This is a genomic window from Pantoea sp. X-Soil-YNGN-775 (assembly GCF_059730575.1).
Genome location: NZ_AP035945.1, coordinates 743955 through 764255, shown reverse-complemented (window position 1 = coordinate 764255; position 20301 = coordinate 743955). Strand labels below are relative to the sequence as shown.

The window sequence follows — 20301 nt, the reverse complement described above, 5'->3', positions numbered from 1 at the left end:
GCAAATGCGCATTACCTTAGAACTTTCTGGCATTTACCAGCATGATTCGCTGCGTGGTAGCCTTTATCCAACATATCGTTACTCCACTCGCGCCGCTGGCCGGAGATCTCAATGACTTCATCATCAAGCAAAAAAACCCACATCGGCGATCGCCCGCTGCATCCTGAAACCCAGATGCTGAATTACGGCTACGACCCTCGCCTCTCTGAAGGCGCGGTCAAGCCGCCGGTGTTTCTGACCTCAACCTTTGTGTTTGACAGCGCAGAAGAGGGACGGGATTTCTTTGATTATGTGTCAGGCCGGCGTGAGCCGCCAGCAGGCAAATCGGGTGGACTGGTCTATTCGCGGTTTAACCATCCCAACAGTGAAATCGTTGAGGATCGGCTGGCGGTCTATGAGCAGGCAGAAAGCTGTTCGCTGTTCTCGTCCGGTATGTCGGCGATCGCCACGACCCTGCTGACCTTTGCCCGGCCGGGCGAGGTGATTCTGCATTCCCAGCCGCTGTATGGCGGCACCGAAACGCTGCTAAGCAAGACGCTGCACAATCTGGAGATTAAGGCGGTCGGCTTTAGCGACGGCAATGATGAAACCAAAGTGCGGGAGGCGGCGCAGCAGGCGATGGCGCTGGGTCGGGTAGCGATTATCCTGATCGAGACGCCGGCCAACCCGACCAATAGCCTGGTGAACATCCGTCTGATGGCGCGGATCGCCGATGAGATCGACCAGCAGCAGGGTTCACGTCCGATTATCGCCTGCGACAACACCCTGCTCGGCCCGCTGTTTCAGCAGCCGCTGACGCTGGGCGCAGATCTCTCGCTCTACTCGCTGACCAAATACGTTGGCGGCCATTCCGACCTGATTGCCGGTGCCGCAATGGGCAGTAAAAAGCTGATGGGGCAGATTCGGGCGCTGCGCAGTGCGATCGGCACTCAGCTCGATCCGCACTCCAGCTGGATGATCAGCCGATCGCTGGAAACCCTGTCGCTACGAATGGAGAAAGCGTTTCACAATGCCGAAGCGGTGGCCGCCTTCCTGCGCGATCACCCTAAAGTGGCGAAGCTGCACTGGCTGCCTTATCTGGATGAAGCGAGTGCCGAAGGCAAAACCTACCGTGAGCAGTGCAGCGGAGCCGGGTCGACCTTCTCATTTGATATTGCGGGTGGCCAGCAGGCAGCCTTCCGTTTTCTTAACGCCCTGTCGCTGTTCAAGCAGGCGGTCAGCCTTGGCGGCACCGAGTCGCTCGCCAGCCATCCCGGCAGCACCACCCACTCCGGTGTGCCACAGGCGGTGCGTCAGCGTATCGGCATCACTGACGCCACGGTGCGGCTGTCGATTGGTATCGAGAACGCGGGTGACCTGATTGAAGATATCAGGCTGGCGCTGGATCAGGCCTGATTTAGCTGACGGTGAACCCGAGCATCATGCCGGTATCTTCATGCTCCAGCAGATGACAGTGGGCCATATAGGCATGTTCGGCGGCGGCGACGTAACTGAAGCGCACCAGCACTTCACTGCGCCAGCCGTCGACATTCACCATGTCTTTCCAGCCCTGACGATGCGGCGCCGGGGGTTTGCCGTTTTCTGACAGGATACGGAACTGGGTGCCGTGAATATGGAACGGATGCAGCATCGCGTCGCCCTCGCCGGAAATGGTCCACTTTTCCGTTTCATCCAGTTTTACCGCGAATGACGGCTGGGTCATATTGAACGCCTGGCCGTTAATCTTATTGCCATTACGGAAATCGTAACCGGCCGGTTGCGCCATGCCGTGCATGCTGTGATCCATCGACTGCTCGTGACTGGCCGCCGGTTTATCATGCGCCATCGGCATCGTATGGTGGCCACCTTTGCCCATCGCCTTGTCACCGTAGCGCTGCATCAGCGCCTGCATCCCCTGCTGATCCAGCTGAGGGTCCATCATCAGTTGCAGCCAGCGGCTGGTCAGCCCTTCGGTTTTCGGCAGCGGCGGCAGCGTTGCCAGCCGATCCGGCAGCGTGCCGCTGGCCATCACCCGCAGCGGTAAAATCTGCACCAGCGGCAGTGGTTGATCGAACGGTGCCAGCGTCATGCCCATCTGCCCGACCGGCAGAGTCACCAGATCAAAAGCCTTACCATCCCCGGTATCGATCATCACTTCAAAGCGCTCGCCCGGCAGCATCGGCAGGGATTCCAGCTTCACCGGCTCGGCCAGCAGTCCGCCATCACTGGCGATGACATAGAGTGGACGCCGATCGCTGGCGGCGATATCCAGCGAGCGGGCATTGCAGCCGTTGAGTAAGCGCAACCGCAGCCAGCCGCGCGGTACCGCTTGCTGGGGATACTGCACGCCATTGGTCAGCATCATGTCGCCAAACCAGCCGACCGCAGCGCGCATCACGTCCAGCTGGTAATCGATGCGGCTGCCATCCTGAGTCAGCTGTTTATCCTGGAAGATCAGCGGCACATCATCCGCGCCCCACTGGGTCGGCAGCCGCAGTTTGCCGATCTCGTTATCTTCCAGCAGGATCAGCCCCGCCAGCCCCTGCGCCACCTGATGGCCGGTTTTCCCGTGCAGATGCGGATGATACCAGCAGGTTGCTGCCGGTTGATCGGGGGTGAAAGAGACCTGACGGGAGTCGCCGGCGGCGATGCTGGCCTGCGGTCCGCCGTCAACCGCGCCAGGGATCTCCAGGCCGTGCCAGTGCAGCGTAGTTGCTTCGTTCAGCCGGTTATGGATGTTCACCGTGGCCGGCTTGCCGCTTTGCAGCCGGATCGCCGGTCCGAGCAAGTTGCCGTTATAGCCCCAGGTCGGCACCGCTTTGCCATTCCATTGACTGGTGCCCTGCATCGCGGTCAGCGTGTACTGGCCGTTAGCATCCGGCGTCAGCAGCGAGGGAACAGGCAACAGCGGGCGACTGGCGGCCATCAGCGAGCGGCTCCAGAGCGGCAGCGCCCCGGCGGCACTCAGGGCGGCGGTGAGTTTCAGAAAGTGGCGACGTTGCATGGTGATCATCCTTGTGGCATGAGAGCAGACAGCCTAAACCCTGACCTTATGGGAAGGTCAAGTGTTACCCGCCAGAATCAGCCGAAAAAAGCTGGCGAGCCGCACGGCGCGGCAAATTAATCGAAAACCTGATAGCAACTGTGCTAACGTCATTAACAATATCCATTGAAGAGAACGATTATGAAGCAAAGCATTAAGATCCTGCTGCTGACGGGACTCCTTGGCTTCTCCTCCACCAGTTTTGCCCTGAGCGAATCCGAAGCGGAAGATCTGGCCGATCTGACGGCGGTGTTCGTCTATCTGAAGAATGATTGCGGCTACCAGGATCTGCCGGATGCGCAGATTCGTAAAGCGCTGGTGTTTTTTGCTCAGCAGAACCGCTGGGATTTAAGCAACTACAGCAATTACAATATGAAGGCGCTGGGTGAAGAGAGCTATCGTGACCTGAGCGGCATCGCCATCACTAACGATAAAAAATGCAAGTCACTGGCGCGTGATTCACTGAGTCTGCTGGCCTACGTCAGGTAATCCTCTCCCCGCTCTGCTGCTGGACATTTGACCGTGCAACCACGGTCAGAGTTAGCTATGATGTGCCGCCCATTTTCATGGCGATGTCATCAGAGGAGAGCCCCACCATGGCCCAAAATGAAATGTGGTATGAAACCCTTCATGCCGGTTTTGGCCAGTATTTCACGATTGATAAACAACTCTATCGTGAGAAAACTGCGCATCAGGATTTAATCATTTTCGAAAATGCCGCGATGGGTCGCGTGATGGCGCTCGACGGTGTGGTACAGACCACCGAGCGCGACGAATTTATCTATCATGAAATGATGACCCACGTTCCTCTGCTGGCGCACGGTGCGGCGAAAAGCGTGCTGATTATCGGCGGCGGCGATGGCGCGATGCTGCGCGAAGTGTCACGTCATCCGCAGATCGAAAAGATCACCATGGTGGAGATTGACGCGGGCGTGGTGACGTTCTGTCGTCAGTATCTGCCGAATCACAGCGCCGGTGCCTATGACGATCCGCGCTTTACTCTGGTGATCGACGACGGGGTTAACTTTGTTAACCAGACCCGCGAAAAATTTGATGTCATCATCTCGGACTGCACCGATCCGATCGGTCCCGGCGAAAGTCTGTTTACCTCAGAATTTTATGCCGGCTGCAAAGCGGCCCTTAATGAAAATGGCATCTTTGTGGCACAGAATGGCGTCTGCTTCCTGCAGCAGGACGAAGCGGTCAACAGCCATCGTAAACTGGGTCACTATTTTGCCGATGTCAGTTTCTATCAGGCGGCGATTCCGACCTATTATGGCGGCATCATGACTTTCGCCTGGGCCAGTGACAATCCGGCGCTGCGCCAGCTCGATAGCGCGACGTTACAGGCGCGTTTCGAAGCCGCTGGCCTGACCTGCCGTTACTACACACCGGCAATCCATACCGGCAGTTTTGCCCTGCCGCAATATCTATTGAATGCGTTATCTGCCGCGCGCTGATGGCACATTTCTAAGGGGGTGAGTAAAATTGCAAAAGCTAAAACTACATGGCTTCAACAACCTGACTAAGAGCCTGAGTTTTTGTATTTACGATATTTGCTATGCGAATACTGAAGCTGAACGCGATGGTTATATTGCCTATATTGATGAGCAATATAACGCCAACCGTCTGACCGAAATTCTGACCGAGACCTGCTCGATCATTGGTGCCAACGTGCTGAACATTGCGCGCCAGGATTATGAGCCGCAGGGCGCAAGCGTCACCATTCTGGTCAGCGAAGAACCGATCGATCCGAAAGATATCGATAACTCGGAACACCCTGGCCCGTTGCCGAATTCGGTGGTGGCCCATCTGGATAAGAGTCACATCTGCGTACACACCTATCCGGAAAGTCATCCGGAAGGCGGACTGTGTACCTTCCGCGCCGATATTGAAGTCTCTACCTGCGGCGTGATTTCACCGCTCAAAGCGCTGAACTACCTGATTCACCAGCTGGAATCTGACATTGTCACGGTCGATTACCGGGTGCGTGGGTTTACCCGTGATGTGAAGGGAATGAAGCACTTTATCGATCACGAAATTAATTCGATCCAGAACTTCATGTCGGACGATATGAAAGCAATGTATGACATGGTGGACGTGAACGTTTATCAGGAAAATATCTTTCATACCAAAATGTTGCTGAAAGAGTTCGATCTGAAGCACTACCTGTTCAACACCAAACCCGAAGATCTTAGCCCGCAGGAGCATAAACGGATTACCGACCTGCTGTGGAAAGAGATGCGTGAAATTTATTACGGCAGAAATATCCCGTCGGTGGGTCTGAAAACGCTGTAATCCTTCCCGGCGGCGCGCTGTGTCTGGCAGCCGCCGCTGACTGTTCTTACCGCCGTTGCTCAGGCGGTCAGCAACAAGCCAATCCCACGCTCTCGCAGCCCATGCCGGGCAGCCTCTTCCAGCCGTTCATCGGTCACAATGTCGGTCAGGCTCTCCAGCGGTGCGGCGCAAAACAGTGACCAGGAACCATATTTGCTGCTGTCAGCCAGCAACACCCGTCGGCCGGCATTGGCCAGCAGATCGTGCTTCAGCCCGGCTTTCTCCTCGGTCGGAGTAGTAATGCCGCGCTCAAGGCTCCACGAATTACAACTGACAAAGGCGATATCCGGATTGATGCTGCGCAACAGTCGACGGCCATGTTCGCCAATACAGGACTGGCTGGAGTCGTCGATGCGGCCACCGATAATCGTTACCTCTATCTGCCTGAACTCCGATAAAAACAGCGCAATGTGCAGATCGGCGGTAATCACCCGCAGCGGCAGATGAGTAAGCTGCCGCGCCAGCTCCAGCATGGTGGTACCGGCATCCAGCACCACCGCATCGCCCGCCTGAACAAAGCTGGCGGCACAGGCGGCTATCGCCTGCTTTTCTGCCAGATTACGCTGCATCTTTTCCAGCGTGGTCGGCTGCGCAGGTATGAACCGGTTAAGGGTGACGCCGCCATGACTGCGGCTGATCACCCCTTCTTTATCCAGCTTAATCAAATCACGTCGAATCGTGGCCGGCGAGGCGGATATCGCACTGACCAGTTGCTCAACAGTCACCAGATTATGGCTTTTCAGGTAATCCATAATCTGGTCAAGACGGCTCTGTCCCTTCATATTTCCCTATGCGAGCTGCATCGCGAGTTTGATAGAGATCGCCATGCTCTCAGACTTCGCTTTACCTGTCCAGGCGATATCAAACGCCGTGCCGTGGTCCGCCGAGGTGCGGATAAACGGCAGGCCCGCAGTGATGTTCACTCCGTCGTAGAATCCCAGCAGCTTCAGCGGAATGTGTCCCTGATCGTGGTACATCGCCACCACCATATCGTACTGCCCTTCCTGACATTGCAGGAATACCGTATCCGGTGGACAGGGGCCCGACACCGTGATGCCCAGTGCTTTCATCGCCGCAATCGCCGGCGCAACCGTAGTGATCTCCTCATCGCCAAACAGGCCGTTTTCCCCAGCGTGCGGATTAACGCCCGCCACGGCGATGCGCGGCTGGGTGAAGCCGACCCGACGCAGGAAGGTATCCGCCATGCCGATCACCGTCTCTATGCGAGCACGGCTCAGGGTATCGAGGAATTTACGCAGCGCAATATGAGTGGTGACGTGGATCACCTTCAGCTTATCGGTATAGAGCACCATGGCGTAATCCTGGGTGCCGGTCAGGTGCGCCAGCAGTTCGGTGTGACCCGGATAGAGATGACCCGCCGCGTGCAGCGCCTCTTTATTCAATGGTGCAGTGGCGATAGCCTGCACCTCGCCCGCCAGCGCCAGTTCAGTGGCGCGTTTCACGCAGCGCCATGCCAGATCGCCCGCCTGTTTCTGCACCACGCCGGGCTTCAGCGCCTCAGGATCGGCTAACGGTTCATCAATCACGTTAATGATGCCGGGCGCAAAGTGGGCCGATGCCACCCGATCCACGATCCGCAGTTCCGCCTGTGGCGTAATGTTCATCGCCATAATCCGCCGCAGCGTTGCGGCACAGCCGACCACCACCGCCGGCACGCCATTTAATTCGCCTTCCGACAGCGACTTGATAATGATTTCCGGGCTGATGCCCGCCGGATCGCCCATGGTGACCGCAATAATTTTACTCACTCGACTTCTCCTCAATAAAACCAATGGCTGCTACCAGGGTGTTTTCATCACCAAAGCCACCGGCTTTGGTCATCACCGGCAGGGTAAATTCACTGTTAAGCAGAACCCCGTGCGGCACACAGCCCGCCACCAGGCCCTGAATCTGAAATCCGCTGGCACCTAACGCCTGAGCGACGGCAATCGCCACGTCGCCGCCAGACAGATAGAGCGCATGCGGCAGCTGGCTGTTACACAGCGTGCGGGTTATCTCGCCCAACAGCTGACAGATCGCCTCGCCCAACTGCTGGCGCGTCAGCTGAAACTGCTGGCAGAGCGTCTCAACCTCATGCCGCTGTGAGGCATGCTGACAGGTGCGGATCACCGTATGTCGTCCCTGACGCAGCGCCGTCGTGGCTTGTCCCAGCCAGTCCGCCGCATCGGGCCAGGTGGGCTGGCAGAACAGCTGACGGATATCAACATCCACCACCGTCACCTGCCGCTGGGTCGCCAGCGTGGCGATCTGCTGCTGTGCGCGGCTGCTCATCGAGCCGATAACCGCCAGTACCGGTCGTGCTGCGTGGACACCTGCGTCAGCCGCCGTACCGCTAACTCTCTTTTCCGCCGATGACGACGGCACAGGCCGGGCGGCGAGATGGCGGCCCAGGGCCTCGCTTAAGCCTGCCGCCCCCACCAGCAGCGGCTTTTCACTCAGCCGTGCCGCTGCTGCCATCAGGCGGGCCAGATCAGCGTCATTTTCAGCATCGACCACCAGCACGCCGCGGGCCGCCGTTAAGCGCTGATCGAGCCGATCGCTGCGCAGGGTGGCGAGATCGATCCGATCTCCCTCAATATGCAGCTGCTGCAGCACGCTGGCGCTGACAATCGGGGTTTTGGGATCGCTGGCAAATTCGGTATCCGTCAGCAAACGATCGCCAAGCCAGACCTGACCGGCACGCGTGGTGCGACCGAGGTGCGGAACGGCCGGCGCCACCAGCGCCAGACGTTTACCGCTGGCTGCCAGCGCCGCCCGCAGTTCGGCTGCGACGTTGCCCCGCAGCGTGGAGTCGATCTTTTTAAACAGCCAGCCCTGCGCAATCTGTGGGCCGTAGTGGCCCACCGCCTGAGTGACCCGCTCTGCCGCCAGTGCCGGCGTGACTGCCCGGCTGTCGGTGCTGATTACCCAGACATCCGCCACCTCACTGCCCGCCGGCGTCGTCGGGCTGAACAGCACCTGCACCCGGGCACCAGCCTGCGCCAGCCCACTGCCTGCATCATTGGCCCCGGTAAAGTCATCGGCGATGACCACTACCGGGGTTTTCCACCATGACGAATTCATCGTCTCTCCTGTCAGGCTATTGCCGCTGCAATTGATTATATTCAATCATGATTGATTATATGTGAGCAAGATCAAATTAATCGAAATCGATATGCCCTATAAAATGAGCCACAGGAAGGGGATTACGTCAGCATTACTCTGAGCGATATCAATCATTGCTTCAGACATTACCAACAAGGGTGTGAAATGAATATCAACAGCACGGTGATCAGCGGCTACCAGGCGTTGAACGACATGCGCTATCTGCTGGACGGCATCACGACAGCGTTAGTGGTAACCGATAACAACATTGAGGCCATTCCCGCCGTGCAGGCGCTGGTGGGGCAGCTCCGGCAGCAGTTCCCCGGCCTCAGCGTGGTGAACAGCGTTCCGCCAGAGCCGAGCCAGCATGATGTGGCGGCGATTGTCAGCGCGCTGCCGCCGCAACAGGTTGAACTGGTGATTGGCATCGGCGGCGGCAGCGTGCTGGATGTCGCGAAGCTGCTATCAGTGCTGTGCGCTGGCGATGCACCGTCACTGGATGCGCTGCTGGCAGGCGAGAAACCGCAGCGCCGCGTCCGCTCGCTGTTGATTCCGACCACCGCCGGCACCGGCTCGGAAGCTACGCCGAATGCGATTCTGGCGATTCCAGAGAAACAGACCAAAATCGGCATTATTTCACCGGTGATGCTGCCCGACTGGGTCGCGCTGGTGCCGGAACTCACCACCAGCATGCCGCCGCATATTGCTTCATCCACCGGGATTGATGCGCTGTGCCATCTGATTGAGTGTTTCACCGCCACGGTCGCCAATCCGGTAAGCGATAACTATGCGCTGATCGGCTTGAAGAAGCTGTTTGCCAGCCTCGAAACCACGCTACGTGAACCGCACAATTTAGCGGCGCGACTGGAGATGCTGTGGGCCTCTTATTACGGCGGAGCGTCGATTGCTCACGCCGGGACGCACCTGGTCCACGCCATGTCCTACCCGCTCGGCGGCAAATATCATCTGCCGCACGGCGTCGCCAATGCCATTCTGCTGGCCCCCTGCATGCGCTTTGTCCGGCCCGCGGCGGTGAGCAAATTTGCTCAGGCTTACGATCTGCTGCCCGAGGCTGATACCGGATTAAGCGAGGAGCAGAAATCTCATGCGCTGGTCGATTATTTCAGCGCGCTGGTTCAGCGCCTGCAGCTGCCGGCCAGCCTGGAAGCGCTGGGCATCAGCCCGGATCACCTGCCCTATTTAGTCGATGCGGCGCTCGACGTGCAGCGCCTGATGAAAAACGTGCCGATGGCCGTGACGGCGGACGATGTCCGTGCGGTCTACCTGACGCTGTTTCCTTCTCACCCGGCGCAATGAGGATTGTCATGAACAAAAAAATAACCGGCGTCCTGACCGCCATCGTTACCACTTTTGATCGCGACGGTGAGTTTAATCCGGCTGCCCAGCGTGAGCAGGTGCGACGCCAGCTCGACGCCGGTAACGGCATTTTCTGCGGCGGCACCAACGGAGAGTTCTTTGTGCTGAACCAGCAGGAAAAAATCGCGGTCACTGAAACCTGCGTCGATGAAGTCAACGGCCGCGCGCCGGTGGTGGCGCACATTGGCGAGATATCAACCCGTGAAACCATCCGCCTGGGTAAGCAGATCGCCAGGCTGGGCATCGATGCCGTCTCGGTGATTACCCCCTGGTTCGTACCGTTAAAGCAGCAGGAGCTGATCGCGCATTATCACGCCGTTGCGGACGCGCTTGAGGTGCCGCTGTTCCTTTACAACATCCCGGCGCGTACCGGCAATACTCTGCAGCCTGACACCGTCAGGACGCTGGCAGCACATCCGAACATCATCGGTATCAAAGATTCAGCCGGCAGCTACCAGAGCCTGAGCGGCTTCCTGCAGGCTGCCGACGGCATCGATCATTTCGATGTGCTGAATGGTCCCGACTCGCTGATTCATCAGGGTTTCGTCGATGGCTGCTCCGCCTGCATTTCCGGGCTGGCAAACGTGGCACCTCAGGCGATCAACGCCATCTGGGCGCAGTTTAACGCTGGCGATATTGCCGGTTCGTATCAGGCACAGGAGCGCGTCACCGGTTTACGCACCGATCTCTATAGCATTGGCTTCTCCCCTGCCGCGGTGAAAAAGGCGGTCAGCCTGCTGGGCTTTGACGTCGGTGACAGCCGCTATGCGGTGCAGTTCAGCGCCGATGAGCAGCAGCAGATCCGCCAGATCGTCAATCAGTACCTGCAGTAATCGCCAGCAGGGCGGATGCCCTGCGTCTTCGGCAGGACCGGGGTGAGGTCCTGAAACGACACCGCGAACCGCTTGCGGCTGGCACCAATGACCGATCACCTTTTGGCGTGTCGTCAGCCTGCCCTGCCGGGGAACGACCATCATCTTTGTATCCTACCGGTCAGATGAGAACGAACCTGATGGTCGCCATCTGCCAGAACAATCGAGGTCATGATGAAAGCATTTTCAACTGAGAGCACCCTGCTGATCGTCGGCATGGTGCTCGCCTATATCCTGTTTACCACCTGGCTGACCTGGCGGCTGCGCAGCAAAAGCAGCGGTGACTTTATGGAAGGGTCACGCGCGATGCCGGCGTTTATCGTCGGCGTGATGCTGATGTCTGAATATATCGGCGCGAAGTCGACCATTGGCACCGCCCAGGCAGCCTTTGAGGATGGCTTTGCCGCCTCGTGGTCAGTGATTGGCGCGGCGATCGGCTTCCCGCTGTTTGGCCTTATCCTGGTGAAACGCATCTATAACACCGGTAAAATCACCATTTCGGGCGCGATTGCCGAGAAATATGGCACCTCGACCAAAAATATCATCTCTCTGATCATGATCTATGCGCTGCTGCTGGTGAACGTCGGCAACTACATCAGCGGCGCAGCGGCCATTTCAACCGTGCTGAAAATCGACCTGACGCAGGCGGCCTTTATTACTGCGGTGGTCAGCACCTTCTATTTTGCCTTCGGCGGAATGAAAGGGGTCGCCTGGGTCACCCTGCTGCACAGCGCGCTCAAGTATGCCGGGATCCTGATAATCCTGTTCGTGGCGCTGAAGATGACCGGCGGTGTAGCACCCATGATTGAAAAAATGCCGGCGTTCTACTGGACGTGGGATGGTCACGTCGGGGCCAGCACCATTGTGGCGTGGCTGATCGGGACGGTCGGTTCGATCTTCTGTACCCAGTTTGTGATCCAGGCGATATCTTCAACCAAAGATGTGAAGTCCGCGAAGCGTGCCACCTGGGTCGCCTTCTTCTTCTGCCTGCCGATTGGTCTGGCGATGGCGCTGATTGGCGTGGCGGCGAAATTTGCCCATCCGGATATCAACAGCTTGTATGCGCTGCCGGTGTTTCTGCAGGATATGTCACCGTGGCTGGCGGGCATTGTCACCACCTCACTGGTGGCGTCGATCTTCGTCAGCGTTGGCACCGTGGCGCTGGCGATCGCCTCGCTGGTGGTGAAAGACTTTTACGTGCCCTACCGCAATCCGACCCCGGAGCGTGAATTTAAGATGACACGCTGGATCTCGATCGCCATCGGCTTCTTCCCGCTGCTGTTCGTGCTGTTCTTCCCGGAAGTGCTGAAGCTGTCATTCTTTACCCGCGCCATTCGTCTGTCGATTACCGTGGTGGCGATCATGGCGTTTTACCTGCCGTGGTTTAAAAGCACCCGCGGCGCCAATGCCGGTTTGATCGGCGCCTGTCTGGCGACCTCAGTGTGGTTTATCCTCGGTAACCCCTTCGGCATCGATAATATGTACGTGGCGCTGGCGACGCCGGCGATCATCATGGTGATTGACCGCTGCATTCCGTCACGCCAGCCTCAGCCCAATACGCAACGCAATGCACAAAACAGTGGAGCCTAATATGACTCAGGAAACCGTCACCGTCGAACGCACCGGCCAGCTGGCGCCGCATCCGCAGGATAGCGCGCAACAGGTGGCGATGCTGCCATCGCCCTGCCCGCAAAATCATGCTGCCAATCTGCTGCCGCTGCCCAATGGCGACCTGCTCTGCGTCTGGTTTGGCGGCACCCAGGAAGGTATCGCCGATATCTCGATCTGGTGTTCGCGGCTGGCAGAAGGTAGCTCTCGCTGGAGCGAGGCGCAGAAACTGTCAGACGATCCGGGCCGTTCAGAACAAAACCCGGTGCTGTTCCTCGATCCGGATCAGGTGCTGTGGCTACTGTGGACCGCGCAAAAATCGGGTAATCAGGACACCGCGATTGTGCGCTATCGCCAGTCGCACGATCTGGGCCGCAGCTGGGGCGCTATCGGCACGCTGCTGGATAAGCCAGGCACCTTTATCCGCCAGCCGGTGGTGGTGCTGCCCAACGGTAACTGGCTGCTGCCGGTGTTTTACTGCCTGACCCGGCCGGGTGAAAAGTGGGTCGGCAGTTATGATATCAGTGCGGTAAAAATCTCTGAGGACAAGGGGCAGAGCTGGCGTGATGTTGCGGTCCCGGACAGCACCGGCTGCGTTCACATGAACGTTACGCTGCTGGATGACGGCACGCTGCTGGCGCTCTATCGCAGCCGCTGGGCCGATCATATTTACCAGAGCCGCTCCGTCGATCAGGGCGAAAGCTGGAGTGCCCCGCAGCCGCTGTCGCTGCCTAACAATAACTCGTCGATTCAGGTCACCACGCTGCGCAATGGTCATCTGGCGCTGGTGTTTAATGCGATGAGCGCGGAAGGCGCGAGCGAGCGGCGGCTGTCGCTGTATGACGAAATTGAAGATGAGGATGATGAGGTGGCTGTCGCCGCCCAGCCAGTGGCACACGGCGCGCGAACGGCCTTCTGGGGTGCTCCGCGCGCGCCCATGACGCTGGCGATTTCGCCTGACGGCGGCAAAAGCTGGCCGCTGCAGCGTAATCTGGATGAAGGCGATGGCTACTGCATGACCAACAATTCACAGCAGAAGCTGAACCGTGAATTCTCTTATCCGAGCATTAAACAGGGGGCCGGTGGCGAACTGCATATTGCCTACACCTTTTACCGTCAGGCGATCAAGTATGTACGCGTTGAAGAGTCGTGGGTGGCGGGAGGTCGCGCGTGATAGACAATATGGCGCTGATCACCGGTGCCAGTTCAGGCATCGGTCAGGCGATTGTCGACCGCTTGCTGGTGGAGGGCTGGCAGGTAATCGGCCTGAGTCGCTCGGCGCTGACGCGGCAGCATCCGGCCCTGCAGAGCTATCAGGTGGATATCAGCGATGCCGCCGCCCTGCAAGAGGTGTTAGCTCAGCTGCCGGTGCCCCAGGCGCTGGTGCATGCGGCGGGCATGATGCAGGCTGCGCCGCTGGGTGAACTCGATCTCAACGCCAGCGCACGCTTATGGCAGCTGCATGTCGCAGCGGCGGAGCAGCTGGCTAATCACTGCGCGCCACGGATGACCAGTGGCGGCAGAATTGTGCTGCTGGGCAGCCGCACCTCAGGCGGAGCGGCAGGACGCAGTCAGTATGTGGCGACTAAAGCCGCGATGATCGGGATGGTGCGCAGCTGGGCGGCAGAACTGGCACCGCGCGGCATTACCGCCAATATTGTGGCGCCTGGCGCAACCGACACGCCGATGCTGCAACAGCCGGGTCGGGCCAGCTCACCGCCGAGGCTGCCGCCAATTGGCCGTTTTATTCAGCCGCAGGAAGTGGCCGGGCTGGTGCATTTTCTGCTCACCCCTGCCGCGGCGGCGATGACCGGACAGCAGCTGGTGCTGTGTGGCGGGGCATCTCTCAGTTAACCGGCCGGGCGGCTCAGGTCGCCCGGCTTTTATTGCCGTACTGATTCACAAACTGGCGATAAGCCGCGATCACCAGCAGAAAATCTTCAATGCCGCAGAATGAGAGGCTCTCTTCGTCGTAGTAGTTCATCCCCTCCTCCATGCCGTCATCTTCCAGCGCCAGCAGGTTAGCGCGGATCATCACCTCTTCCTCGTCCAGCAGGATAGTGTATTCGCTGCCGACGCGCTGCCATTGCCGCACGCTGCCTTTCACATCTTCAATCGCCGCTTCGACTTCATCCAGCAGGCCGGGATCGTCCCTGACTTCTTCATTGAACCAGTGGCCGACCGCTTCATGATCCATCGACATGCGCACCTTAATCTGGCCGGTCACATCGCGTAAAAATTCATATTCCATCGCCCGTTCCTCTCAACATCATCGCGTCACCTTGTCAGTGTCAGCGCTGCCTTAACGGCAAAGTGTGACAAGTGGCGCATTATTGCAGGCTGTCCGGCGAAATCCAGCTTTTCATCGCACCGGTTACCGTCGTACAGACGAAAAAAAGGGGCGAATCATCGCCCCTTTTTGCTGCTGGTCAGTGCATCAGACCGCAGTCTGGAAAATCACGCCGTCAGCTTTATCGGTGTACTGGGTCAGCTGGTCGAAGTTGAGATAGCGATAAGTGTCGCTGGCGGTTTTATCCACCTGCGCCATAAATTGCTGATACTCATCCGGCGTTGGCAGACGACCTAACAGTGAGGCCACCGCCGCCAGCTCGGCTGACGCCAGGTAGACGTTAGCGCCGGTACCCAGACGGTTCGGGAAGTTACGGGTTGAGGTGGAGACCACCGTCGCACCGTCCGCCACACGCGCCTGGTTACCCATGCAGAGTGAACAGCCTGGGATCTCGATACGCGCGCCGCTCTTACCAAATACGCTGTAGTAACCTTCTTCGGTCAGCTGCGCCGCATCCATCTTGGTTGGCGGAGCCACCCACAGACGGGTCGGTAACTGGCCTTTATGGCTATCCAGCAGCTTACCGGCGGCACGGAAGTGACCGATGTTGGTCATGCACGATCCGATAAAGACTTCATCAATCTTCTCGCCCTGCACATCAGACAGCAGACGAGCATCGTCTGGATCGTTTGGTGCGCAAAGGATCGGCTCTTTAATATCCGCCAGATCGATCTCAATCACGGCGGCATATTCCGCATCCGCATCCGCTTCCAGCAGTTGTGGATCCGCCAGCCATTTCTCCATGCCTTCAACACGACGCTCCAGGGTACGGCGATCGCCATAGCCTTCAGCAATCATCCACTTCAGCAGAACGATGTTGGAGTTGAGGTATTCAATGATCGGGTCTTTATCCAGCTTGATGGTACAGCCGGCCGCGGAACGTTCAGCTGACGCATCTGACAGCTCAAACGCCTGCTCGACTTTCAGATCCGGCAGACCTTCAATCTCAAGAATGCGGCCAGAGAAGATGTTTTTCTTCCCTTTCTTCTCAACGGTCAGTAGACCCTGTTTGATGGCATACAGCGGAATGGCATGAACCAGATCGCGCAGCGTAATGCCCGGCTCCATTTTACCTTTGAAGCGCACCAGCACAGATTCCGGCATGTCGAGCGGCATAACACCGGTCGCTGCGGCAAACGCCACCAGGCCAGAACCCGCCGGGAAGGAGATGCCGATCGGGAAACGGGTATGTGAATCGCCGCCGGTGCCGACGGTATCCGGCAGCAGCATACGGTTCAGCCAGCTGTGGATAATGCCGTCACCCGGACGCAGCGACACACCGCCACGGTTCATGATGAAGTCAGGCAGCGTATGGTGCGTATTCACATCCACCGGCTTAGGATAAGCCGCGGTGTGACAGAACGACTGCATCACCAGATCGGTTGAGAAGCCGAGGCAGGCCAGATCTTTCAGTTCATCACGGGTCATCGGACCGGTAGTATCCTGCGATCCCACCGAGGTCATTTTCGGTTCGCAATAGGCGCCCGGACGAACACCCTCAACGCCACAGGCGCGGCCGACCATTTTCTGTGCCAGCGAGAAACCACGGGTGCTCTCCGCCACATCTTTCGCCTGACGGAATACGGTGCTGTGCGGCAGACCCAGCGACTCACGCGCTTTGGTGGTCAGTCCACGGCCGATGATCAGAGGAATACGGCCACCAGCGCGCACTTCGTCAATCAGCACTTCGGTTTTCAGTTCGAAGCTGGCCAGCAATTCGTTGGTCTGGTGGTTACGCACTTCGCCTTTGAATGGATAGATGTCGATGACATCGCCCATGTTCAGGTTGTTCACGTCGACTTCGATCGGCAGTGCACCGGCATCTTCCATGGTGTTGAAGAAGATCGGCGCAATTTTGCTGCCCAGCACCACACCGCCGCCTTTTTTATTCGGCACGTTCGGGATGTCGTCTCCCATAAACCACAGCACCGAGTTGGTGGCGGATTTGCGTGAGGAACCGGTACCGACCACGTCACCGACGTAAGCCAGCGGGAAGCCTTTTTCCTGCAGCGCTTTGATCTGTTTGATCGGGCCGACGTTACCTGGCTCATCCGGCTCAATGCCTTCACGGGCATTTTTCAGCATCGCTAAAGCGTGCAGTGGGATGTCAGGACGTGACCAGGCATCCGGTGCCGGAGAGAGGTCGTCGGTGTTGGTTTCGCCGGTGACTTTGAACACGGTGACGGTAATCTTTTCCGCCAGTTCTGGTCGTGACAGATACCATTCCGCATCTGCCCACGACTGCATCACCTGCTTCGCGTAGTCGTTGCCCGCTTTGGCTTTCTCTTCTACATCGTAGAAGCTGTCGAACATCAGCAGAGTGTGTGACAGGGCTTTGGCCGCGATTGGGGCCAGTTTTTGGTCGTCCAGCGCCTCGATCAGCGGATGAATATTGTAACCGCCCTGCATGGTGCCGAGCAGTTCAACCGCTTTTTCAGGAGAGATCAGAGGAGAGGTGGCTTCGCCTTTGGCGACAGCGGCCAGGAAACCCGCTTTAACGTACGCCGCTTCATCGACGCCGGGTGGAACACGGTTGACCAACAGATCGGTCAGAAATTCTTCTTCACCCGCAGGTGGATTTTTTAGCAGTTCAACCAGCGCGGCCATTTGGGAAGCATCTAAAGGCTTAGGTACGATCCCTTCGGCGGCACGCTCGGCAACGTGCTTACGGTATTCTTCTAGCACGACGTTATCCTCGCTCTCATTATGTAGGGCTTTCCGACCACCTTGCTCACTTATGGAGAACAACCTTGCCTTATGATGTCCAGGTTGAGGTGCCCGGTTTCGCGGAGGGCAGAATAGCAGGATTTCGGGTGTTTGTTAATCTGTTTACAAAAATACAACATTAAATGCATAACCGATCGCGCCGGTTTCATGTCGCCAGCCATCGCCCCTGCGGACAGCAAACCAGCCCGCAAAGCGCGCCATCGCGCCGCTGAAATACATTAGCCAGATCTGACCTGCTGGTCAGGATTTACTCTGCAATGATTTATCTGAAATGTATAACGGCGAGGAATAGAACGCCGGCCTGAAGATAATTTTTGGCGAGTTGCTGGCAATTTCAGCTGCTGTTTCGCAGCAGACGGCAGAAGGTGTTCGTGGGTCAGAGAAGCAGAAGAGCCCGGCATGGGCTCTTCTGAACGAGGTTAGTTTTTCAGGTTGGCAGGAAAATCGGCGGGCAGTTCGCTGGCCGGACAGTCAATCACGCTGTCGTTGTTTTCGCCGGCATCGCGGATAAAGGTCAGCGTAGCGAACTCATCAATCACTTCAGTCGGATAAGCCGGACCTGTCTCGCGATATTGCGCCATCTCTTCCAGATGTTCGTTCTGGAAGCAGACAGTTTTTTCCGGATTGTTCATCACCCAGCGTGGGAAGAAGATGGTGCCGTGGAAAATTTTATCGGTCAGGTTAACTGCCAGGCTGACATCGGTGCCGGTTGGTTCGGTCCATGAGATTTTATAGACATCCTGTGCCAGACGGACGATATAAGCGTGCTGATTTTTCACCCAGCGGTTCCCCACCATCCCGCTGTGAATACGGTAATCAACGGTGTTGGCGTTTTTTATATAGAGCTCGTAGTTCCAGCCGTTGTCATAGGTATAAACCAGGTGTTTGCCGACCAGACCAGACAGGTTGTTTTTATCGAATGTGCTCATGATGTTTTCCTCATTTATTTGCCTTGAGGAGATTATTGCGCGTTACAAAACCGATTAATAACGCTATTTTTAGCACCTATCCATTCAAATTTTAGATAGATTGCCATGCATAAAACGACGCTCGAACAGTGGTTTCTTCTCGACTCGGTGGTTAAACAGGGAAGCTTTGCGCTGGCGGCAGAGAAAAATAACCGCAGCCAGTCCTCGGTCAGTTATCAAATTGGTCTGCTGCAGCAGCGGCTGGGCGTAGCGCTACTGCAACAGGAAGGACGCCGGGCGGTTCTGACGGCGGAGGGCCAGCAGCTACTGGCGCAGGCGCGGCCGCTGCTGACCGGTTTTAGCGAGCTGGAAGCGCAGGCGGCGGCATTGCAGCGCGGCGAGCCGTCTCGTGTTGACCTGATGGTCGACGCCATCGCGCCCAAACCGCTGCTGTTTAAGGTGTTACACCAGTTTCAGCAGCGTTATCCGCACGTCCGCGTCTGGTTCAGTGAAATCGTCCGCAGCGAAACGCCGCTCAGGCTGGCGGAACAGCAGGCCGATCTCTGGCTGGTGGCACACAGCGACGACCAGCCATTGGCAGGTGAGAGTCTGATGAGCGTCGATTTTATTGCCGTCGCCCATCGCGATCATCCCCTGCACAGCGAACCGGCTCCGCTCAGTGCGACGACGCTGGCGCGCTGGCCCTGCATTACCATCCTCGATCGGCAGCAACAGCAGCAGTCAGAAGTCAGTGGCGAGCAGGCAGAGAACTGGTCATTCACTACCCTGTCGGCGGCTATTGAGGCGGTGCAGCATCAGCTGGGCTATGGCTGGTTGCCGGAGAAGAACATTGCCGCCTTGCTGGAGAGCGGCGAGCTGCGCCCGCTTCCGCTGCTGCAGGGACGTCGACGTTCAACCTCGCTGAAGCTGCGCATTAATGAAGAGAGATTACCGGGCAATGCGGCGATTGCGGTACTGGCGCAGATGTTTATCGACCAGGTGGCGGTTGATCGGCGGGTGTGATGGTACGTGTTTCGTTCGTGGGAGAGGATGAGTGCGGGTTGCATGCAGAGGCGGTTTATCCTCTGACGCAAGCAATACAGTCCACTATCCAGCGAAGCCATTGCTCCTGCCGGCTTGTTCCCGCTAAGGTGAGGAATACTTCCGGGTTGGAGCTTTTACTCTACGACATCCGGCGTTATGGCCGTTCAATAAGTAGAGTGTCACATCAGTGACACAACTATACCCATCAGGCAACACGGTATAATTACGCACTAACTGCCCTCAGGCATGGGTATAAGCAGGAATATTAGCAATCTCAATTTTGATGATACGTTGCCTGGGGAGATCTTTACGCTCCAGAGCTGTCGTCACTGAAGTTTGCCAGCCCCTGGCGAATAGCTTCTTCAACCAGTGCATAAAATTCCATTTGTTTAGACATTTTCCAGTTCCCGAGTATCAATTAAATGTGTATTTCGGCCTACCCGACGAAGATCACGCAGTGCAGTCTCTTTTTTTGCGGATTTAATAGGTGATTTTGTTTCTACCGTACTGCTGAGGATATCGCTTACGGGTCGTTGTGTATGGGTTAATTCAATAACTCCCCAGGGCGTTTTGAATTCCCCTCCTCTGCCGGTGGTCATCACCTTTAATCTGTCTATTGGGATCTGCGATATCACGCCATACTGTGAGAGTGCTGATTCAAGGCTGACATAGTTATATTCACCCCGACGGACCGTTTTAACGATATGTTCAAGAATAAAACTGTCTTTTGGCGCTCGATTGTAGACGTAGACACCCTGAACTGCGCGGGTCAGGATGTCCGTATCCACCAGCCGCTTGAGAGATGCCTTCAGGGCTCGCTCTGATTCACCGAAAAACATGTTTTTCAGATCGTTTAGATGAAATACATAGCGTCCCTGAAGACTGAACTTATCAAGGGTATTTATCGCGGCCAGTTTATCCATGGTGTTATCTCTACCGAAAAGACACTTA

At 57.3% G+C, this 20301-nt stretch carries 18 protein-coding genes and 1 pseudogene; 10 read left to right on the top strand and 9 right to left on the bottom strand.

What is annotated here, in order from left to right; all coding sequences use genetic code 11:
- Positions 1 to 111: 111 nt before the first annotated feature.
- Positions 112 to 1395, top strand: a complete 1284-nt coding sequence (locus AC6I8I_RS03390) for a cystathionine gamma-synthase family protein (protein ID WP_312057492.1) — start codon at positions 112 to 114, stop codon at positions 1393 to 1395.
- 1 nt (position 1396) lies between these two features.
- Here AC6I8I_RS03390 and cueO read toward each other — a convergent pair whose 3' ends face one another.
- On the bottom strand, positions 1397 to 2983 hold the full coding sequence (gene cueO, locus AC6I8I_RS03385; RefSeq protein ID WP_312057493.1) for a multicopper oxidase CueO: 1587 nt from the start codon (positions 2981 to 2983) through the stop codon (positions 1397 to 1399).
- Between the two features lie 180 nt (positions 2984 to 3163).
- Here cueO and AC6I8I_RS03380 point away from each other — a divergent pair, with 180 nt between their 5' ends.
- The 3 genes from AC6I8I_RS03380 (at position 3164) to speD (ending at position 5320) form a co-directional block, all read left to right on the top strand.
- Positions 3164 to 3511, top strand: coding sequence for a YacC family pilotin-like protein (locus AC6I8I_RS03380; RefSeq protein ID WP_009092068.1), 348 nt, complete (start codon positions 3164 to 3166; stop codon positions 3509 to 3511).
- A gap of 107 nt (positions 3512 to 3618) precedes the next feature.
- Positions 3619 to 4482, top strand: coding sequence for a polyamine aminopropyltransferase (gene speE, locus AC6I8I_RS03375; RefSeq protein WP_312055409.1), 864 nt, complete (start codon positions 3619 to 3621; stop codon positions 4480 to 4482).
- Positions 4483 to 4510: 28 nt separating this feature from the next.
- Entirely contained in the window at positions 4511 to 5320 is an 810-nt protein-coding gene (gene speD, locus AC6I8I_RS03370; RefSeq protein WP_312055408.1) for an adenosylmethionine decarboxylase, read from the top strand.
- 59 nt (positions 5321 to 5379) lie between these two features.
- On the opposite strand, the gene AC6I8I_RS03365 is transcribed toward speD, so the two are convergent.
- Genes AC6I8I_RS03365 through dtnK form a run of 3 tightly spaced genes read right to left on the bottom strand, consistent with a single transcriptional unit; the run spans position 5380 to position 8443 of the window.
- On the bottom strand, positions 5380 to 6141 hold the full coding sequence (locus tag AC6I8I_RS03365; protein ID WP_312055407.1) for a DeoR/GlpR family DNA-binding transcription regulator: 762 nt from the start codon (positions 6139 to 6141) through the stop codon (positions 5380 to 5382).
- Between the two features lie 6 nt (positions 6142 to 6147).
- The gene (locus AC6I8I_RS03360; protein WP_497828326.1) at positions 6148 to 7128 is read right to left on the bottom strand and encodes a D-threonate 4-phosphate dehydrogenase; all 981 of its coding nucleotides are present in this window, start codon (positions 7126 to 7128) and stop codon (positions 6148 to 6150) included.
- Complete coding sequence (gene dtnK, locus AC6I8I_RS03355) at positions 7121 to 8443, bottom strand: D-threonate kinase (protein WP_312055405.1); 1323 nt, start codon at positions 8441 to 8443, stop codon at positions 7121 to 7123. The genes AC6I8I_RS03360 and dtnK overlap by 8 nt, the downstream gene beginning before the upstream one ends.
- Positions 8444 to 8629: 186 nt before the next feature.
- Between dtnK and AC6I8I_RS03350 the strand changes: the two genes are divergently transcribed.
- The 5 genes from AC6I8I_RS03350 to AC6I8I_RS03330 all read left to right on the top strand — a co-directional run bounded on the left by AC6I8I_RS03350 (position 8630) and on the right by AC6I8I_RS03330 (position 14175).
- On the top strand, positions 8630 to 9781 hold the full coding sequence (locus AC6I8I_RS03350) for an iron-containing alcohol dehydrogenase (RefSeq protein WP_312055404.1): 1152 nt from the start codon (positions 8630 to 8632) through the stop codon (positions 9779 to 9781).
- Positions 9782 to 9789: 8 nt separating this feature from the next.
- Positions 9790 to 10674, top strand: a complete 885-nt coding sequence (locus AC6I8I_RS03345; protein ID WP_312055403.1) for a dihydrodipicolinate synthase family protein — start codon at positions 9790 to 9792, stop codon at positions 10672 to 10674.
- A 213-nt stretch (positions 10675 to 10887) separates the two neighbouring features.
- Positions 10888 to 12303, top strand: coding sequence for a sodium:solute symporter family protein (locus tag AC6I8I_RS03340; protein WP_312055415.1), 1416 nt, complete (start codon positions 10888 to 10890; stop codon positions 12301 to 12303).
- 1 nt (position 12304) lies between these two features.
- Complete coding sequence (locus tag AC6I8I_RS03335) at positions 12305 to 13495, top strand: sialidase family protein (RefSeq protein WP_312055402.1); 1191 nt, start codon at positions 12305 to 12307, stop codon at positions 13493 to 13495.
- A gap of 8 nt (positions 13496 to 13503) precedes the next feature.
- A complete protein-coding gene (locus AC6I8I_RS03330) occupies positions 13504 to 14175 on the top strand; it encodes an SDR family NAD(P)-dependent oxidoreductase (protein WP_409455990.1) in 672 nt (223 codons plus the stop codon).
- 13 nt (positions 14176 to 14188) lie between these two features.
- Here AC6I8I_RS03330 and yacL read toward each other — a convergent pair whose 3' ends face one another.
- From yacL to AC6I8I_RS03315, 3 genes are all read right to left on the bottom strand, one after another.
- Positions 14189 to 14572 carry a protein YacL gene (gene yacL, locus AC6I8I_RS03325; RefSeq protein ID WP_031376684.1) on the bottom strand — a complete coding sequence of 128 codons (384 nt, stop codon included), beginning with the start codon at positions 14570 to 14572 and terminating at the stop codon, positions 14189 to 14191.
- A gap of 186 nt (positions 14573 to 14758) precedes the next feature.
- A complete protein-coding gene (acnB, locus tag AC6I8I_RS03320; protein ID WP_312055400.1) occupies positions 14759 to 17356 on the bottom strand; it encodes a bifunctional aconitate hydratase 2/2-methylisocitrate dehydratase in 2598 nt (865 codons plus the stop codon).
- 461 nt (positions 17357 to 17817) lie between these two features.
- Complete coding sequence (locus AC6I8I_RS03315; protein WP_497820648.1) at positions 17818 to 18330, bottom strand: phenolic acid decarboxylase; 513 nt, start codon at positions 18328 to 18330, stop codon at positions 17818 to 17820.
- Between the two features lie 102 nt (positions 18331 to 18432).
- On the opposite strand from AC6I8I_RS03315, the gene AC6I8I_RS03310 reads away from it, so the two are divergent.
- The gene (locus AC6I8I_RS03310; RefSeq protein WP_497828325.1) at positions 18433 to 19329 is read left to right on the top strand and encodes a LysR family transcriptional regulator; all 897 of its coding nucleotides are present in this window, start codon (positions 18433 to 18435) and stop codon (positions 19327 to 19329) included.
- Between the two features lie 264 nt (positions 19330 to 19593).
- Here the strand turns inward: AC6I8I_RS03310 and AC6I8I_RS03305 are convergent.
- Both AC6I8I_RS03305 and abiEi read right to left on the bottom strand, forming a co-directional pair.
- Positions 19594 to 19692: pseudogene (locus AC6I8I_RS03305) on the bottom strand (nucleotidyl transferase AbiEii/AbiGii toxin family protein); the annotation flags it as partial.
- 47 nt (positions 19693 to 19739) lie between these two features.
- Positions 19740 to 20273 (bottom strand): type IV toxin-antitoxin system AbiEi family antitoxin, encoded by a 534-nt coding sequence (abiEi, locus tag AC6I8I_RS03300; protein WP_312055398.1) that lies wholly within the window; start codon positions 20271 to 20273, stop codon positions 19740 to 19742.
- Positions 20274 to 20301 lie beyond the last annotated feature (28 nt).

Coding starts and splice junctions, on each gene's coding strand:
- AC6I8I_RS03390 (WP_312057492.1), top strand. CDS start 112: ATGACTTCATCATCAAGCAAAAAAACCCACATCGGCGATCGCCCGCTG.
- cueO (WP_312057493.1), bottom strand. CDS start 2,983: ATGCAACGTCGCCACTTTCTGAAACTCACCGCCGCCCTGAGTGCCGCC.
- AC6I8I_RS03380 (WP_009092068.1), top strand. CDS start 3,164: ATGAAGCAAAGCATTAAGATCCTGCTGCTGACGGGACTCCTTGGCTTC.
- speE (WP_312055409.1), top strand. CDS start 3,619: ATGGCCCAAAATGAAATGTGGTATGAAACCCTTCATGCCGGTTTTGGC.
- AC6I8I_RS03365 (WP_312055407.1), bottom strand. CDS start 6,141: ATGAAGGGACAGAGCCGTCTTGACCAGATTATGGATTACCTGAAAAGC.
- dtnK (WP_312055405.1), bottom strand. CDS start 8,443: ATGAATTCGTCATGGTGGAAAACCCCGGTAGTGGTCATCGCCGATGAC.
- AC6I8I_RS03350 (WP_312055404.1), top strand. CDS start 8,630: ATGAATATCAACAGCACGGTGATCAGCGGCTACCAGGCGTTGAACGAC.
- AC6I8I_RS03345 (WP_312055403.1), top strand. CDS start 9,790: ATGAACAAAAAAATAACCGGCGTCCTGACCGCCATCGTTACCACTTTT.
- AC6I8I_RS03340 (WP_312055415.1), top strand. CDS start 10,888: ATGAAAGCATTTTCAACTGAGAGCACCCTGCTGATCGTCGGCATGGTG.
- AC6I8I_RS03335 (WP_312055402.1), top strand. CDS start 12,305: ATGACTCAGGAAACCGTCACCGTCGAACGCACCGGCCAGCTGGCGCCG.
- AC6I8I_RS03330 (WP_409455990.1), top strand. CDS start 13,504: ATGGCGCTGATCACCGGTGCCAGTTCAGGCATCGGTCAGGCGATTGTC.
- yacL (WP_031376684.1), bottom strand. CDS start 14,572: ATGGAATATGAATTTTTACGCGATGTGACCGGCCAGATTAAGGTGCGC.
- AC6I8I_RS03310 (WP_497828325.1), top strand. CDS start 18,433: ATGCATAAAACGACGCTCGAACAGTGGTTTCTTCTCGACTCGGTGGTT.
- abiEi (WP_312055398.1), bottom strand. CDS start 20,273: ATGGATAAACTGGCCGCGATAAATACCCTTGATAAGTTCAGTCTTCAG.